Source organism: Candidatus Eisenbacteria bacterium, assembly GCA_016930695.1.
In the GTDB taxonomy this organism is placed as follows: Bacteria; Orphanbacterota; Orphanbacteria; order Orphanbacterales; family Orphanbacteraceae; genus JAFGGD01.
Genome location: JAFGGD010000044.1, coordinates 76834 through 93191 on the forward strand (window position 1 = coordinate 76834; position 16358 = coordinate 93191).

9 protein-coding genes are annotated in these 16358 nt (G+C 65.8%); 5 read left to right on the forward strand and 4 right to left on the reverse strand.

Features of this window, described 5'->3' with window-relative positions; translation table 11 throughout:
* Positions 1-80: 80 nt before the first annotated feature.
* The 3 genes from JW958_10585 to JW958_10595 form a co-directional block, all read right to left on the reverse strand.
* Entirely contained in the window at positions 81-755 is a 675-nt protein-coding gene (locus tag JW958_10585) for a hypothetical protein (protein MBN1826704.1), read from the reverse strand.
* A complete protein-coding gene (locus JW958_10590) occupies positions 752-1165 on the reverse strand; it encodes a hypothetical protein (protein ID MBN1826705.1) in 414 nt (137 codons plus the stop codon). Before JW958_10590 ends, JW958_10585 begins: the two co-directional genes overlap by 4 nt.
* Positions 1166-1350: 185 nt before the next feature.
* Positions 1351-2097: a hypothetical protein gene (locus JW958_10595; protein ID MBN1826706.1), complete on the reverse strand. Its 747-nt coding sequence runs from the start codon at positions 2095-2097 to the stop codon at positions 1351-1353.
* Positions 2098-2363: 266 nt separating this feature from the next.
* Between JW958_10595 and JW958_10600 the strand changes: the two genes are divergently transcribed.
* Positions 2364-2936: a hypothetical protein gene (locus JW958_10600; protein MBN1826707.1), complete on the forward strand. Its 573-nt coding sequence runs from the start codon at positions 2364-2366 to the stop codon at positions 2934-2936.
* Between the two features lie 96 nt (positions 2937-3032).
* On the opposite strand, the gene JW958_10605 is transcribed toward JW958_10600, so the two are convergent.
* Positions 3033-4895 (reverse strand): IPT/TIG domain-containing protein, encoded by a 1863-nt coding sequence (locus JW958_10605; protein ID MBN1826708.1) that lies wholly within the window; start codon positions 4893-4895, stop codon positions 3033-3035.
* A 531-nt stretch (positions 4896-5426) separates the two neighbouring features.
* On the opposite strand from JW958_10605, the gene JW958_10610 reads away from it, so the two are divergent.
* The 4 genes from JW958_10610 to JW958_10625 form a co-directional block, all read left to right on the forward strand.
* A complete protein-coding gene (locus tag JW958_10610) occupies positions 5427-6002 on the forward strand; it encodes a hypothetical protein (protein MBN1826709.1) in 576 nt (191 codons plus the stop codon).
* Positions 6003-6021: 19 nt separating this feature from the next.
* On the forward strand, positions 6022-11019 hold the full coding sequence (locus JW958_10615) for a hypothetical protein (GenBank protein ID MBN1826710.1): 4998 nt from the start codon (positions 6022-6024) through the stop codon (positions 11017-11019).
* Between the two features lie 250 nt (positions 11020-11269).
* On the forward strand, positions 11270-15259 hold the full coding sequence (locus JW958_10620; protein MBN1826711.1) for a hypothetical protein: 3990 nt from the start codon (positions 11270-11272) through the stop codon (positions 15257-15259).
* A 229-nt stretch (positions 15260-15488) separates the two neighbouring features.
* Positions 15489-16358 (forward strand): hypothetical protein (locus tag JW958_10625; protein MBN1826712.1); only part of this gene is annotated, 870 nt, incomplete at its 3' end.

Below are 16358 nucleotides of genomic sequence, written 5' to 3' on the forward strand. Positions count from 1 at the left end.
CCGCCGGATGGAAGAGCGAGAGGGGCGCTCCGCCGGGGCGTCCCTCTTTTCGTTCGGAGCGCGAAGGCGCGCCCGAATTTTTAATCCGCGAAATAATAGCGAAGGGACGCCGCGATCGATACGCCGCCGTAGTCGACGGACAGTGCGGTGCCGTCGACCGCGAGGGCATCGCGCCCGCCGATCTCCAGGCGATTCACGCGGGCGTAGCGGTACCACGCCGAGGGGACGAGAAAGATACCGCCGGTGAGGGGGAACTCGCCGTACACATAGAAGTGCGCGACCGGGCCCGCCCCCCGGGTTTCGCCGCTGATGCCTTGGATGCCCAAACCGTTCAGGTCCGCCTCGCCGGCGGAATAGACGAAGCCGCCGCCCAGCCCCGCGCCGAACAGGGCGCGGCCGTCGGGGGAGCGGCGGATTTCCAGCGAGCCGGTGATCGCGTGGGCGCCCATGTCGAAGGCGATCGATCCCGCCGCGTCGGCCGCCTTGGTGCGGGCGAAGATTCTCTCCCAGCGGAAAACGATCGCCGTGCCCGGCGAAGTGACCATGCCGAGCTCGGCGCTCAACCCCCTGCCGTGAATGATCTCGTCGAACGAGCCTTCGACGCTCTCGTCGATGTCGCGTATACGATCGTTCACGTCGTCCATGGCGAGTGTGCCGTAACGGGCGCCGATCCCGACGAAGGGAAAGGACGAGGCGCGGGGCGCCGTCGTTCCGGCGAGCAGGAGGGCGGCGAGGACGAGCGTCGCGGACCTCATCCCAGAATCGGCCTGTAGATCGACGCCGCCACGGCGCCGACCGCCATGTTCTCGATCACGCCCCCGGCGAGCCAGCCGCCGGCGATCGCGTTCGGGATCGGCATGCTCGCCCAGAAGCCGGCGGTGACCGGCACGCCGATCAGGAGCCCCATGTAGAGCCCGAAGCGGATTCCCTCGGCGATCCCCCGCCCCTCGTATCCTTTAGTGAACACGAAGACGAAGAAGAAAGAGTAGAAGAGGGTGCCGAGCCACATCACCATGGCGTAGCGGCCCATCTCCGCCTCGGGCCGCCAGAGCGGGAGGGACGCCTTGTAGGCGGACTCCAGAAAGACGCCGTGCAACAGCCAATCCAGGATCATGTAGACGATAAAAACCGCCACGCCGGCGGGCAGGATTCCTCGTGGTCGCATCGTTCACCTCCGATCGGTAGGGTCCGTCCTCAGGAAATGCGTTATTCGGGGCGATCTGTCAAGGGTGGAGAGAGGGGTTCGCCGTCGGTTCCGGATTCTCTTTTCACGAGGAAAGCGAGAAGGTGTCCGGTGTCGAGAGAGTCGGTATCGGAATCATTCTTCCCCTTCCCCCGCCGGCTCTCCCTTCAGAGTAACTCTCCGCTCGCGCTTTCTTCCCTTGCCGCGCCGAGTCCCACGCGGAGTAGATTCGCGCGGATCATATCGCGCCGCCGCGGAGGCGTCTCCCTTAGGATCCGGCGCGCGAAGGCGCGGAGGCTTTCCTCCCCGGACGGGCAGACAGGCGGCGGGGGCGGGAAGCCCGACGCCCGCGCAAAGCTCGCGATCTCCTTCTCCGCGATATAGACGAGCGGGCGGATGATCCGCATCCGGCCTCCAAAGTAATCGCGCGCCGGCGCCATCCCCTCGACGCGCCCGTGAAAGAGGAGATTGGTGAGGACCGTCTCCGCCACGTCGTCGGCGTGGTGGCCGAGGGCGACCACGTCGCAGCCGAGCCGTTCGGCGGCGAGGAAGAGGGTGTGCCTGCGGATATGGGCGCAGCGCGCGCACCCCAGGGGGAGAGGCTCGCCTATGGGGATCGCCGGCGCCGGCACGTCGCGTTCGTACCCCCACTCCGAGAGACGGCGGAGAAGCGGTTCATGGGGGGGCGTCTCCGCGCCGCGGGCGTCGCAGGGAACGTGAATCGCCGCCAGATCGTAGCTCTCCGGCGCGCTCCGCCGCCTGAGATCGAGAAGCCGGAGGAGGGAGAGCCCGTCCTTTCCGCCCGAAACGCCGACCGCCACGCGGTCCCCCTCGCGGATCATGCCGTGGTCTCGGACGGCGCGATTCACTTCCTTGATCAGCCAATAAGCGAGGGTTTCCGCGTCGGCGCTCATGGAGGGATTATAGGGAAAGCGCCTGCAGAAGCGGATTCCCTTTCCACTCCCTTTTGCCGCACCCGGTCTCCCGATTCGCGTCGTCCGCGCGGGGTGCGCGGGAAGCGCGGCGATACGACCCCGCAACCGCAATAATAACAATCAGATGTGGCGCCGCTCCTCGCCTCTTTCCGGCATGCGTCTTGCAAGTCTTCCCGGAAGCCGGGGCGCGCCTGCGCGCGCGGTCCGCACGGGTATGGAGCCTTTCAAGACAGGAGAGTGAAAGTATGTTACGACGCGTCGCAACGGGGATGCTGATTCTCGGTATCCTCACCCTCCACGCGGGAACGGCATTCGCCGACACCTTCATCTATGAACCGAATCCGAAGCACATCGAAAACCTGCCGCACGGGAAATACTACACATGGGGGATCGATGTTTCCGAGCTGGAGGGATGGCGGATTCTGGAGGCGGAGCTTCAGATCACCCGCATCACCAACAGCGATAACGGGGAGAACACTCTCTTCATTCACCTGTTGGATGAGGCGGAGCTGGGAGTCCACCGGGCCAACGACCGGAACGACGATTTCGTCGACGCCTTCGAGGGAAACGGCGTGTTGATCGACGAGTGGCACGACGCGAACGGGGCCTGGCGCCGGGACGACATCTCCTACCTCTTTTCCGATCTCGACATCCTCGGCGATCTCACCGCCTACATCGTCGACGGCGTGGTCGCCTTCGGGTTCGATCCGGACTGCCACTTCTATAATGACGGCTTCAAGCTGGTCGTCACCGCCGAAAGGCCGACCATGGCGACGGAAAGCACCTCCTGGGGGGACATCAAGAAGACTTTCCGGTAGACGGGATCGACGCCGCGAACGGAAAAAGCCGGACGCCTCTCCCGCGACGGGGCGTCCGGCTTTCTATTTGAAGAGGATCATTCGCCGCCGAAGCGCTCACGGCATCCACCCGAAATCGCAGGAAAGCGCCTTGTAGCCGGGTGTATCCCACCAAGCCTCTCGGAAAACCGACTCGTAGGTGAGCGCTCCCTCCGCGTCCCATCGTCGCTCATGCCACTGCATTTCCGAGAGATGGTTCCGGATGGCGGAACCGGTGACGCGGAACCCCAACGTCGGATCGTAGGGAAGATCGGTCACCCGGACGTGTTCGTACCGGTTCGTCCGGTTGCCGGCTTGATTGGTGATCGTGTCGGCGGCGGTGTAGACCAGGTTCAGCATCCGTCCGTCCCGCCCGATCGTGCCGGAGAATTCCAGCCGGCGCGTCCCGGTCTCGTCCCGGGTCGTTTCGCCCCCGGAAAAGCTCGTGCCGTTCCATCTTATGGTCTGCAGGAGGTGTTCGAAGACGTTGTCCCCCGCCTGATCACCGTCGAATCCGCAGGGAACGTACAGTTCGAACATGGTCCAGCTCGTCTCTTGCAGCTCCAGCACCAGCGAGTCGTCGATCAGGTTGAATGGTCGGCCCGCGCTTTTCCGCTTGTCGGCCGCTTCCACGTAGACAAGCATTTCCCCGGCCTCTGCGGAGGGGACGATCACCCGGATCGCGTAATCCCTCCAGAGGACCGGCGTCCCCGGCGTCTCGTCGAAGAGGACCCGACCGGGGGCGGCGCCGAAACCGGTTCCCGCCACGGTGATCGTGTCGCCGGCGAGTGCGATGTTGGGCTCCAGCGTGTCGATCCGGATCGGCGACCAGAGGCCGAAGCTGTCGGGAAGCGCCTTGCAATGGAAGGAGATCACCCGGCCGTCCGTCTCGGTGTAACTCGTGTCGCCCGTCGCGTGCCACCGCTTCACGGTCAAAGGAATCGCGCGGCTCGTGTCGCACATGTTATGGAGAAGGTCGGTGAAGTACGCCGCGTCCTTGCTCGCAACCACCTCCCAGTCCCAGCCGGTCACCGCCCCCGCCTTGGCGTTGGTCATCATGTCCCCCGGCCAGTTGCCGCGCCAGCCGAAGCAGAAGCCGAGCGACACCAGCGGGGCGCCGTCGCCGAAATCGTTGTGGGCGGCGAAGAAGTAGGAGTCGGCGAAGTAGCGTTTTCCGCCGGCATAGGCGCCCGGCGCCAGGTGCCCCTGCTCGATCATCTCCCAGTTAGCGGCGAAGGACTCCTTCGACGTCTCCTCGCCGGTGATCAGGTAGACTTCCTGGATGTCGTTCTCCGACGGCCAGGGGGAGCCGTGGCTCGCGATGCGGACGATCCCGTAGCCGCCCGATCCGATGGACTTCAGCTCCGCCAGAGTCGCCTTCTCGTCCTTCAGGATCCGGAAGTCCTGGTAGCCCGCGCGGGGGAGCGCGGCCGTCCCCGAGTCGAACACGTCCTCCTCCCACATCTTGAACTCGGAGTAGCAGGGGGAGTAGACGAGTGTCTTCTTGTTCTTCGGCATCCGGTAGCCGCCCTCCGCGGCCTTCCCGATCGGCGCGCCGTCACGGGCGCGCGGGGGTCCGACCGGCGCGGCCTTCGCCGCCGCGCCGCCGTCGCTCCGGAGGCGGAGAACGATCACGCCGTTCATCCCCGACTTCCAGCGGACGTTGACGCCGGCGTCGGTCTTTTCCGCCCACTCCACATCCGGGTCCGCCTGGACGAGGGCGAGGAGACTGTCGATCGCCGCGGCGGTGTCCGCCCCCGCCGCGACCGTCATCGCCTGTCCGTAGTAATCCTGCTGCTTGTCCGCGACCGCGACCGCTTCGTTCAGTTCGTTCTCGGTCGGACCGCCGGGCGCGTTTTCCAGTTTGTCACGGGAAGAGCAGGCGAGGAGAATGAGGAGAAGGATCGCGGTCGCGATGAGAAAAAGTCGATGCGCGCGCATGAGGCACCTCGCTTCCGGCGCCGCCGCCGGTCGGGATCGTTCAGACGTCGGAGGATCGTCCGTTTACGCGCGGAGAGAGGGGAAGTCCGCGAGAATGAAACCAGTATACCACCGGCGGGGATTTTCTCGCGCGGGCGGCGCGCGTTCTCCCGGGTGCGCTTTCATTTCATTCAGATGCCCGAGAGCCTCTTTCGTATTGAAAAATAAGGAGATATTGTGCTATAATGCGAACGCTTGAGCGGCCGCCTTCTCAAAAACAACGGCAACAGACCGCTCCGTTCTCCGCGATCGTTCCCGGACGACCGGCCGGAGCCATCGCACGGCATGGATTGCAGCACCCGGATGTGAGCCGTGAGTACTCCTTGCTCGCCTAACCCGGCCGAAGCTCCACCCTGTTCGGTTCCAAACGCAAGGAAGCATGGCGTCGCCCTGTTGGGCGGCGTTTTCGTTTTATCCATAACGAATCCGACGGCGCTCCGACAGGCCGGAAGCGCCACCGGGCTTCTTCGTCGCGAAAGGCGGTGATCCGACGTGCGCGAAATCTGCGTCCTCGCGGTTCTCGTTCTCCTGCTACCGGCGTTTTCCGCCGGAGACGAGACGGCTGCCCCCGGCAAGGACGAGGGGAGCCGCTCCTCGATCGTTCTTCAATCGTCGGTGATCGGATCGGCGGGCGGAACGGGATCGAACGATTCATTCATCCACAAAGGAACGCTCGCCCAGCCGACGCCGGTCGGGACGGCGTTCTCCGGCGACATCCGTCTGGAGGCCGGCTTCTGGCGGCGCGTCCGGATCGCCACCGGCGTGCTGGACGGCGTCCTTCCGGAGATGCTCCGGACGCGCCTCTTCCCGAACGTCCCCAATCCCTTCAATCCGCTGACGACGATCCGCTTCGAGCTTGCGGAACGGATCCCGGTGACGCTGGTCGTCTACGACATTCGCGGACGGGCGGTGCGGACCCTCGAGAACGGGGTCCTTTCGCCCGGACGGCACGAAGCGGTCTGGGACGGCCGGGACGACGCCGGCCGGAGCGTCGGCTCCGGCGTCTACTTCAGCCGCATGACCGCCGGCGGCCGCGCCTCGGTCCACAAGATGCTGCTCATTCGATAAGACATAAAGGAGAATCCCCATGCCAAGCAGAAGGCGACTCATCCCCGCCGCGGCGCTTCTCCTTCTCTTCGCCCTCGCCCTCCCGGCCGGAGCGGAGACGCCGCGGGTCATGCACTACCAGGGGACGCTGGCGGACACGAGCGGCGCGCTCCTGACCGGCGTCTACGATCTCACCTTCCGGCTTTACGGCGACAGCGTCGCCGCCGGGCCGGTCCTCTGGGAGGAGCCGCGGACCGGCGTCGAAGTGGAGGACGGCCTCTTCCAGGTGATCCTGGGGCGATCCGTCGCGATCCCGGACAGCGTGATCGCGGCGAACGACCTCTGGCTCGGCCTCACCGTGGGCGCCGATCCGGAGCTCGCGCCGCGGCGGCCGATCGGAAGCGTCTTCTTCGCGATGCGGGCGGGAGTCGCGGACAGCGCCCTCGCCGTGGCGGGCGGCGCGGCGGACGACGGGGACTGGACGGTAAACGGCGACGACATCTCTTCCGCAGTCCCCGGCCGGGTGGGAATCGGAACGACGACTCCCGAGTTCAAACTGAGCCTCGGCGGCGACGGCGGGATCGTCGCGGCGGGCGTTTTCGACGCCGGCGATACGCTCGTCACCTCCGGAGCCGGCGCGCGTCTCATCTGGTACCCGCGGAAGGCGGCCTTCCGGGCGGGGCACACCGGCGGCAATCACTGGGACGACGCGAACATCGGCATCTACTCGATCGGCCTCGGCCGGAACACCCGCGCCACCGGGCAGGCCTCGGCGGCGCTCGGCTGGGGGACGACGACCACCGGCACCGCCTCCTTCGCCGCGGGGAGCGGCCTCACGTCGGCGGGGGCTTTCTCGGTCACTCTCGGCAGGTCCGCTTCGGCGCGCGGGACGGCGGACATCGCCATCGGCTCCTTCCTCCGCGCCGGCCCGGCGGAGAACGCCATGGTGATCGGCTCCGGCCTCGGCCAGACCGACAGCCTGGTGAACGACATCGAGAACTCCCTCGCGATCGGCTTCGGCGACACCACGGCGGCGATCTTCGTCGGCGGTCCGTCGAATCGTGTGGGCGTGAAGACGACCTCTCCCGCGGCGGAGCTCGACGTGGCGGGGAAGGTGCGCGCCGATTCGCTGCAGATTCCGACCGATGCGGTGGACGGCCATGTTCTCACCTCCGACGCAACCGGTAATGCCACTTGGCAACCCGCCGCGTCGGGAGGGGACGACGGCGACTGGACGATCGACGGCAACGACCTGATCTCCAACGTTTCGGGCAATGTCGCGATCGGAACCACCGTTCCTATGGCCAAGCTCACATTGGGCGATGACGGTGGAATCGTCGCGACAGGCGAGATCGCTCAGGGGGATACCTTGGGTGAGATCGATGGAACGCGCCTCATCTGGTATCCCCGGAGGGGGGCGATCCGAGCCGGCATGGGGAACGAAACCGTTAGCACAGACTACGGTTACTATTCAGCGGCGTTCGGCAGCCACCACCTGGCATCCGGCGACAATTCCTTCGCCTTCGGCCGTTCCAGCATTGCTTCCGGAGTCGGTTCGATGGCGGGTCCATGGAGTTCTGAAGCGTCCGGCCCCTATTCCTGCGCTATCGGTGCCCTTTCCCAGGCGCTTGGACAGGAATCCCATGCGATCGGGCATGGAGTCCGGGCTTCCGGTTATGGATCGATGGTGATCGGGTGGAGCGATGACATCAACAATCCCATAGACAACGATGTGGCCACCTCTCTCATGATCGGTTTCAACGACTCGACGGCGGCATTCTTCGTTGGAGGTCCGGAGAACCGGGTCGGTGTTCGGACAAGCACACCGGATACGGACTTCGACGTGGCGGGGAAGGCGCAGGTCGACTCGTTTCAAATGCCGACGGGCGCGGTTGACGGCTACGTGCTTACCTCCGACGCCTCGGGAAACTCGTCATGGCAACCCGGAGGGGATGACGGGGACTGGACGATCGACGGCAACGACCTGATCTCCAACGTTTCGGGCAATGTGGGAATCGGGACCTCCTCCCCACCGGCAAAGCTCACCTTGGACGACGACGGGGGAATCATAGCCACCGGCACGATCAGCATCGGAGATACGGTGGGCTACATCGGGGGGAGCCGCCTCATCTGGAATCCGCGAAAATCCGCCTTTCGAGCCGGCACGGCAAATGAAAACTACTACACCGACTATGGCTTATGGTCGGCCGCATTCGGTAACAACAACCGGGCTTCCGGAGGCGGATCGTTCTCCTTCGGAGGTAACAATGTCGCTTCAGGCGACTATTCGCTGGCAGCAGGAGTCTATTCTGAAGCAGCAGGGAACTATTCTTGCGCAATCGGCTCGCACTCGGAAGTACCGGGTCATCAGTCCATGGCGCTCGGGTCCGCCGTGACAGCCTCCGGCGCCTTTTCCTTCGTGATCGGGAAAGGCTACGACAACTATAACCCATTGGAAAACGATGTAGATCAATCCCTCATGATCGGTTTCGGCGAGACATCGCCGGCCTTCTTCGTCGGCGGCCCCTCGAACCGTGTCGGTGTGAATACGACCTCGCCCGAAGCGGACTTGGACGTGACAGGAACGGTACGGACGAATCTGATTCAGATAACCTCAGGCGCTGGGGACGGCTCGGTTCTCACCTCCGACGCCTCCGGCAACGCTTCCTGGCAACCGGTCGGCTGGACGGTCGATAGCAATGACCTCATCGCAACCGTTTCCGGTGACGTGGGGATCGGCACAGCCACGCCTCAGGCGAAGCTCGATGTGGCGGGCAAGGTACGGACCGACTCTCTGCAAATCCCGACAGGCGCGGTGGACGGTTACGTCCTCACTTCCGACGCGACCGGCAATGCGAAGTGGGAAATCGCCCCCGCAGCATCCGACGGCGACTGGAACCTCTCGGGCGACGATCTGAACGCCGCCGTTCCCGGATGGGTCGGAATCGGCATTTCGGTACCCGTCAAGGAAGGAGAACGGGTCACCGACGGCGGGATCCTGGCAAAAGGAACCTACGGCTCCGGGGACATGCTTGCCGCGACGGGAAGCGGTGCCCGATTGATCTGGTACCCGCGCAAGGCGGCATTCCGCGCGGGTGAAGCCTTCGGGTCCGAGTGGGACGACGGCAACATCGGCTCCGGCTCGGTCGCCCTCGGCCGGGGTGTCGAAGCATCGGGCGATGGGTCCATCACATTCGGAACGGGAATCAATGCGGCCAATCCTCTCACCAACGACATCGACAACTCCCTTCTCGTCGGCTTCGGCGAAACGGATGGAACCTTCTTCGTCGGCGGGCCGGACAAACGAGTCGGCATAAAAACGACCGCTCCCGCGACGGACCTTGACGTGAACGGCACCATGCGCGTCGCTAATCAGGGCGGCGCCGACGGCACGATCATCCTTCGCGATTCGAACGGCGGAAACGACCGGCCGGGCATCCGGTTTGAGAACAACTCTCTTCACTACATCACAGGAGACGACGAGTCGGACGAAGTCTTCAACCTCTCGAGCGAAAACGGGAAGAACCGTTCCTACGACGCGATTCTCCGGGTGCTGGGAAGCGCACCCAACGACTGGGGGGTCTACACGGAGATCACCCATGACGGGACGAATGGACGAATCGGCACCGACATGGGAGACCTGGTGGTCATGCCCGCGGGGGAGTTCGCCGTGGGTGATTCGGCAAACGGGCGTGACATGACCGTTCATGGAGACACCATCGGGGCGAACATCCACTGGAACGCCGAAAGGAGGGCGGCCCGTATCGGTCTGAACTACGCCTCCGAGGACAGCATGGGTTCCTACTCCCTGGCGGCGGGCCGTTTCTGCTCCGCTTCCGGCGACTATTCATTCGCTGCGGGAGCGGGCAGCCGGGCAGCGACCGACTTCGGTGTCGCCCTCGGAAGATCGTGCCGAACGACGGGCGGGGGTCATTTCACGGCGGGCGAGTTCAGCGAAGCGACCGCCGGCGATGCGGTGGCGATCGGGTACGAAAACGAAGCGACCGCACAAGGCGCATACGCTTTGGGCGGTCATTGCGTTGCCGAGGGACTCGCTGCGTACGCGATCGGGAACTATGTCGAAGTGACGGGCGACCGCAGCCTCGCTCTCGGATACGGAACGTGGGATTCGCCTCTCCGGAATGATACCGACAGTTCCCTCGTCATCGGCTTCTATTCCACCACGCCGACACTCTTCGTCGGCGGATCGGGCCAACGAGTCGGCGTGGGCACGGGATCGCCCGAGGCGAAGCTCCACGTCCGGCGCGACAGCGATACTTTCGCCCACATCGCGCACGACACCTGCGGCGTCTACGCCTTCGAAGATGACGGCACGGCGATCTCCGCGGAAGCGGATCACGGCACCGCCATCCACGCGGTGAGCGAGGACGGCATCGGCGTGCGGGTGATCACCGATGCAGGCACCGGCGTCCGGGTGACGACGGAGCAGGAGGAGGCGCTCGTCGGTTACAGCACCGAGGATCGGGCGCTTTTCACGCACAGCGACAACTCGTACGCCGCGTGGTTCGACGGAAGCGTCGTGGTCACCGGCACGATCTCCAAAGCGGGCGGATCGTTCCTCATCGATCACCCCGAGGATCCGGAGAACAAACTCCTTCGTCACAACTTCGTCGAGTCGCCGGAGAACCTCCTGATCTACCGGGGGAAGGTGAAGCTGAACGGCGCCGGCGAGGGAATCGTCGAAATGCCCGATTATTTCGAGGCGCTCACGAAAGAGGACGAGGCATCGATCCATCTCACCTCGGTCGGACGGCCCTTCCCCTCCGGCGCCGAATGGAACTCCGGTTTCACCAGCTTCACCGTGTACGGCGACCCGAACCGGGAACTCTTCTGGGAGGTTCTTGCCGACCGGGACGACCCGGTGATCAAACAGTTCGCCCGTCCGGTGGAAGAAATGAAGACGACCGACGACAAGACCTGTCCGCGCGGACGGCTCCTCTATCCCGAGGCGTACGGTTATCCGGAGAGCAAGGGCCGCGACTACGAGGAGCGCCGCGCGCTCCGGGAGGGGAGATAGGAGTACTCCCTGGGTCCCGGATTCTTTTTCGCGAGCGAAGCGAGGGAAAAGTGTTCCGGCACCGAAAGGGAGTCGCCCGCAAGCGTTTCGCGCTCTTCTTGTGCGGGAACGGGAACGAGAACCAGAAGGAAAAAAGTTGAACACTTATATATAAATACAACAAAAACAAACGGCCTTTCGGCGCCTGTTTCTTTTTCGCGAACGAAACGAGTGAAAAGGGCTGCGGCGCCGACGATACGAGGAGAGACCCATGCGAGAGAAACGACCCCTTCTGTTTCTCGCGGCGCTTCTTCTTTTCTTCGCCCTCGCCCTTCCGGCCGGGGCGGACACGCCGCGGGTCATGCACTACCAGGGGACGCTGGCGGACACGAGCGGCGCGCTCCTGACCGGCGTCTACGATCTCACCTTCCGTCTCTACGGCGACAGCGTCGCCGCCGGGCCGGTCCTCTGGGAAGAGCCGCGGACCGGCGTCGATGTGGAGGACGGCCTCTTCCAGGTGATCCTGGGGCGATCCGTCGCGATCCCGGACAGCGTGATCGCGGCGAATGACCTCTGGCTCGGCCTCACCCTCGGCGCCGATCCGGAACTCGCGCCGCGGCGGCCGATCGGAAGCGTCTTCTTCGCGATGCGGGCGGGAGTCGCGGACAGCGCCCTCGCGGCGGCGACCGCCGCCTACGCCGAGAGCGCCGCCGTCGCCGGCGCGCTCCCGGCGCACGACCACGACGACCTCTACGTCACCGAAGCCGAACTCTCCGGCGCGGGAACGATCAACGATCCCTCCAATCCTGTGGACTGGACGAAGCTGAAGAGCGTTCCCGCCGGGTTCGCCGACGGCGTCGACGACGAAGGGGGCGCCCTGGACGACGGGGACTGGACGATCGCCGGCGACGACCTGTACGCGGCGGTCCCCGGCAAGGTGGGGATCGGCACGGCCGCGCCGGAGTTCAAGCTGAGCGTCCTCGGCGACGGCGGGCTCATCGCGAACGGCGTCTACGGCGCGGGGGCCACGCTCGCCGCCTCCGGCGGCGGCACGCGCCTCCTCTTCTACCCGCGGAAGGCCGCCTTCCGCGCGGGATACGTGGACGGCAACGCCTGGGACGACGGCAACATCGGCGCCTACTCGATCGCCCTCGGACAGAACGCGCGCGCCACGGGGCAGGCCTCGGTCGCCCTCGGCGAGGGAGCGGCCGACGGCACCGCATCCTTCGCGGCGGGGAGCGGCGTCACCGCGGCGGGCGCCTTCTCCGCCGCCCTCGGCCGGACCGGCGCCGCCCTCGGAACGGGCGGGATGGCGATCGGCTCCTTCCTCCGCGCCGGCCCGTCGGCGGGCGCGATGGCCATCGGCTCCGGCGTCCCCTGGTTCCCCGCGAAAGACGACCCGGCCGGCGCCGGCATCGACGATGAGAACCCGGACAGCCTGGTGAACGACATCGAGAACTCCCTGGCGATCGGCTTCGGCGACACCACGGCGGCGCTCTTCGTCGGCGGCCCGGAGAACCGGGTCGGCGTGAAAACCACCGTGCCCGCGGCGGACCTCGACGTGGCGGGGAAACTCCGCGCCGATTCATTGCAGATCCCCACCGGCGCGACGGACGGCCACGTACTCACCTCCGACGCGGCCGGCAACGCCACCTGGCAGCCGGCGGATCCGGGGGGGGAGGACGACGGCGACTGGACGGTGGTCACGCACATCGGCCCCGACGACATGATCGCCAACGTGGACGGCCATGTCGGGATCGGCGCCGACACGCCGCTCATGAAACTGACCCTCGACGGCGACGGCGGCATCATCGCCGAAGGATCCCTGAACAACGGCGTGGACCTCGACTCGACGAATCTCGGGGCGCAGATGCTCTGGTATCCGCGGCGGGCCGCCTTCCGGGCGGGCGAGGCGAGCCACGGATCGGACTGGACGGACGACTACATGGGATACCGTTCGGTCGCCTTCGGGGACGGCGTGCGCGTTTCCGGCGAAGAATCGGCCGCCTTCGGCCGGAACCTGGTCGTCACCGGGGACCGGGCTTTCGCCTTCGGCACCGGGATCGATCTCGGCGATCGGCTGACCAACGCCATCGACGAATCCTTCCTGATCGGCTTCGGCGACACGACGGCGACCTTCTTCGTCGGCGGACCGGAGAAGCGGGTCGGCATCGGGACGACCACACCCGCGGCGGATCTGGACGTGGCCGGGACGATGCGCGCCGACGCATTCGAGATGCCGACCGGCGCGGCGAACGGCTACGTGTTCAGCTCCGACGCCGCCGGCGAAGGGACCTGGACCTCCCCGCCCGCCCTCGACGACGGCGACTGGGTCGTGAACGGAGGCGACCTCTACCCCGGTCTCTCGGGAGATGTCGGCGTTGGGACCTCATCACCCGGTTTCAAGCTGGACGTGGAGGGCGACATGCGTGTCGCCAATCCGGGGGGCGCGAACGGCACGCTCATCCTCCGCGACTCGAACGGGGGCAACAGTCGCCCCGGGATCCGTTTCGAGGGCAATGCGGAACAGGTCGTCGCCGGCGACGACGCCCAGGACGAGGTTTTCTACCTCGCGAGCGAGAACGGTAAAAACCGTTCGTACGATGCGATCCTCCGCGTCCTGGGGAGCGCGATGAGCGACTGGGGTGTCTACACCGAAGTCACCCATGACGGAACGGACGGCAGGATCGGTACCGACAAGGGAGATTTGGGGCTCGAGCCGGAGGGGGATGTACGGGTCGGTATGACCGGGACGGCGACGGATCTGGACGTGTCGGGGATCGTGAGCGCCGATTCGATGTTCCGGATCGGCGAGGACATCTATGCGCAGATGGGAGGTGCGGGGGATTCATCCTACCTGTGGATCACGGACTCGCTTCGGCATCCCCCTGATGACGCCGGGTGGATTTGCTTTAGATGCTCCAACCGTGAGGTCATGATCGGACCGTATGCCGTTCGCCCGGCGGGCGGCGCTCGGGACTACACCGCGATCGGATCCCATTCGGGTATGTGGGTACCCGTGAATCCTGGTCCTCCTTGGCTTGTTCTGCGAACGAGGAAAACCACATGCGTCGGGCACGAGGGGGGGCGCTCGGGGACAGGAACGACGACAATCGGCGCCTACTCGGGCGGACCGTCCCACGGAGTCCCCGGTACCGCCGCCATCGGTTATCGCTCCGCCTTCGGAAACGGCGATCCACCCGGCGGTCATCATTCGGTGACGATCGGCTATAAAGCCGGCAGGCACATGCCGGTTAGAGATGACTCCCTCGTCATCGCCAACGACTCCACCATCAACGACGTCCTGATCAAGGGCGATTTCGAAAGGTGGTCGATCGGGATCGGACCGGCGAGCGGGTTCCCCGGGACGGTCAACCTGTACGGGCAGGGCGCCCCCACTCTCGTTTTCAACACGGGACAGCGGTGGCATGTCGGGACCTCTTTGTTCGCTGCCGAACTGAGGGTGGGCACTGGATCCGCCCTCGGCCAGAACGAACGCTTCATGATGGAGAGTGACGGCACGACCCTCTTCTCCGGCGAGCCGGACGGCGATGATTCGTCTTACGTGATCCTGAACGGAGACAGGGTCGCTCTTCGCGTGCAGAGCGTCGACACCACCGCCGCTCTCGTCTTCAGCGATTCGAGTTACGGCCTCCGGTCGATCACGCAGGAAGAGGAGGCGCTCGTCGGCTACAGCACCAACGACCGGGCCCTCTTCGCCAGCAGCGTCAATTCCTACGCCGCGAAACTCGACGGGAATGTCTATGTCGCCGGCAACCTTTCGAAGGCTGGCGGCACCTTCCTGATCGATCACCCCCTCGACCCGGAGAACAAATTGCTCCGGCACAGCTTCACCGAATCGCCGGAGCACCTCCTCATCTACCGGGGGAAGATGAAGCTGGACGGCGCGGGCGAGGGGACGGTCGCGCTGCCCGGTTACTTCGAGGCGCTCGCCAAGGAGGAGGAGGCGATGGTGAGCCTCACGGCGATCGGCCGACCCTTCCTCGCCGGCGCCGAATGGAACGCCCGGCGGAACGCTTTCACCGTCACCGGCCCGCCGGGCCGGGAGGTGGCGTGGATGGTGACGGCGAGCCGGGACGATCCGGTGATCCGCCGACTCGATCGCCCGACGGAGGAGGGCAAGCCGCCGGACGGCGGGATCTGCCCCCGGGGACGGCTCCTCTACCCCGAGGCGTACGGCTATCCCGAGAGCAAGAGCCGCGACTACGAAGAGCGAGCCGCGCTCCGTGAAGGGAGGTAAAGAAATGAACGCTTACTCTCCCTTCCCGTTCAGGGGCCCGTCGGTACCTGATTCTCTTTTCGCGAGCGAAGCGAGGGAAAAGGGTTCTGGTACCGACTACGGAATTCGATCCGTGTACGGGTACGTGAACGAAAACGTGAACAGGCGGAACCGATCGGCACCCCATTCTCTTTTCGCGAGCGAATCGAGGGAAAAGGGTTCCGGCACCGATTCGATAAAGGAGAAACTCATGCGAAGCAGACGGCGATTCCTCCCCGCCGCGGCGCTTCTTCTTTTCTTCGCCCTCGCCCTTCCGGCCGGGGCGGACACGCCGCGGGTCATGCACTACCAGGGAACACTCGCCGACACGAGCGGCTCGCTCCCGACCGGCGTCTACGACCTCACCTTCCGCCTCTACGGCGACAGCAGCGCCGCCGGCCCGGTCCTCTGGGAGGAGCCGCGGACCGGCGTCGAGGTGGAAGACGGCCTCTTCCAGGTGATCCTGGGCCGGACCGTCGCGATTCCGGACAGCGTGATCGCGATGAACGATCTCTGGCTCGGCCTCACCGTCGGCATGGACCCGGAGCTCGCGCCGCGCCGCCCGATGGGGAGCGCCTTCTTCGCGATGCGCGCGGGGACGGCGGACGACGCGGCGGTGGCCGCCGCCGCCGCCTTCGCGGAGAGCGCCGGGGTCGCGGGCGCCTTCCCGGCGCACGACCACGACGACCTCTACTTCACCGAGACCGAACTCTCCGGCGCGGGAACGATCAACGACCCCTCCAACCCGGTGGACTGGACGAAACTGAAGAACGTTCCCGCCGGTTTCGCCGACGGAACGGACGACGAGGGGGCTTCGGTGGACGACGGGGACTGGACCGTCTCCGGAGACGACCTGTACGCGGCGGTCCCCGGCAAGGTGGGAATCGGAACGACCACTCCCGAGTTCAAGCTGAGCCTCGGCGGCGACGGCGGGATCCTCGCGACAGGGACCTTCGACGCGGGGGACACCCTCCAGACCGCCGGCGCCGGCTCGCGCCTTCTCTGGTACCCGCGGAAGGCGGCGTTCCGCGCGGGACACGCCGGCGGCAACCACTGGGACGACGCGAACATCGGCATCTAC

Coding starts and splice junctions, on each gene's coding strand:
- JW958_10585 (MBN1826704.1), bottom strand. CDS start 755: ATGAGGTCCGCGACGCTCGTCCTCGCCGCCCTCCTGCTCGCCGGAACG.
- JW958_10590 (MBN1826705.1), bottom strand. CDS start 1,165: ATGCGACCACGAGGAATCCTGCCCGCCGGCGTGGCGGTTTTTATCGTC.
- JW958_10595 (MBN1826706.1), bottom strand. CDS start 2,097: ATGAGCGCCGACGCGGAAACCCTCGCTTATTGGCTGATCAAGGAAGTG.
- JW958_10600 (MBN1826707.1), top strand. CDS start 2,364: ATGTTACGACGCGTCGCAACGGGGATGCTGATTCTCGGTATCCTCACC.
- JW958_10605 (MBN1826708.1), bottom strand. CDS start 4,895: ATGCGCGCGCATCGACTTTTTCTCATCGCGACCGCGATCCTTCTCCTC.
- JW958_10615 (MBN1826710.1), top strand. CDS start 6,022: ATGCCAAGCAGAAGGCGACTCATCCCCGCCGCGGCGCTTCTCCTTCTC.
- JW958_10620 (MBN1826711.1), top strand. CDS start 11,270: ATGCGAGAGAAACGACCCCTTCTGTTTCTCGCGGCGCTTCTTCTTTTC.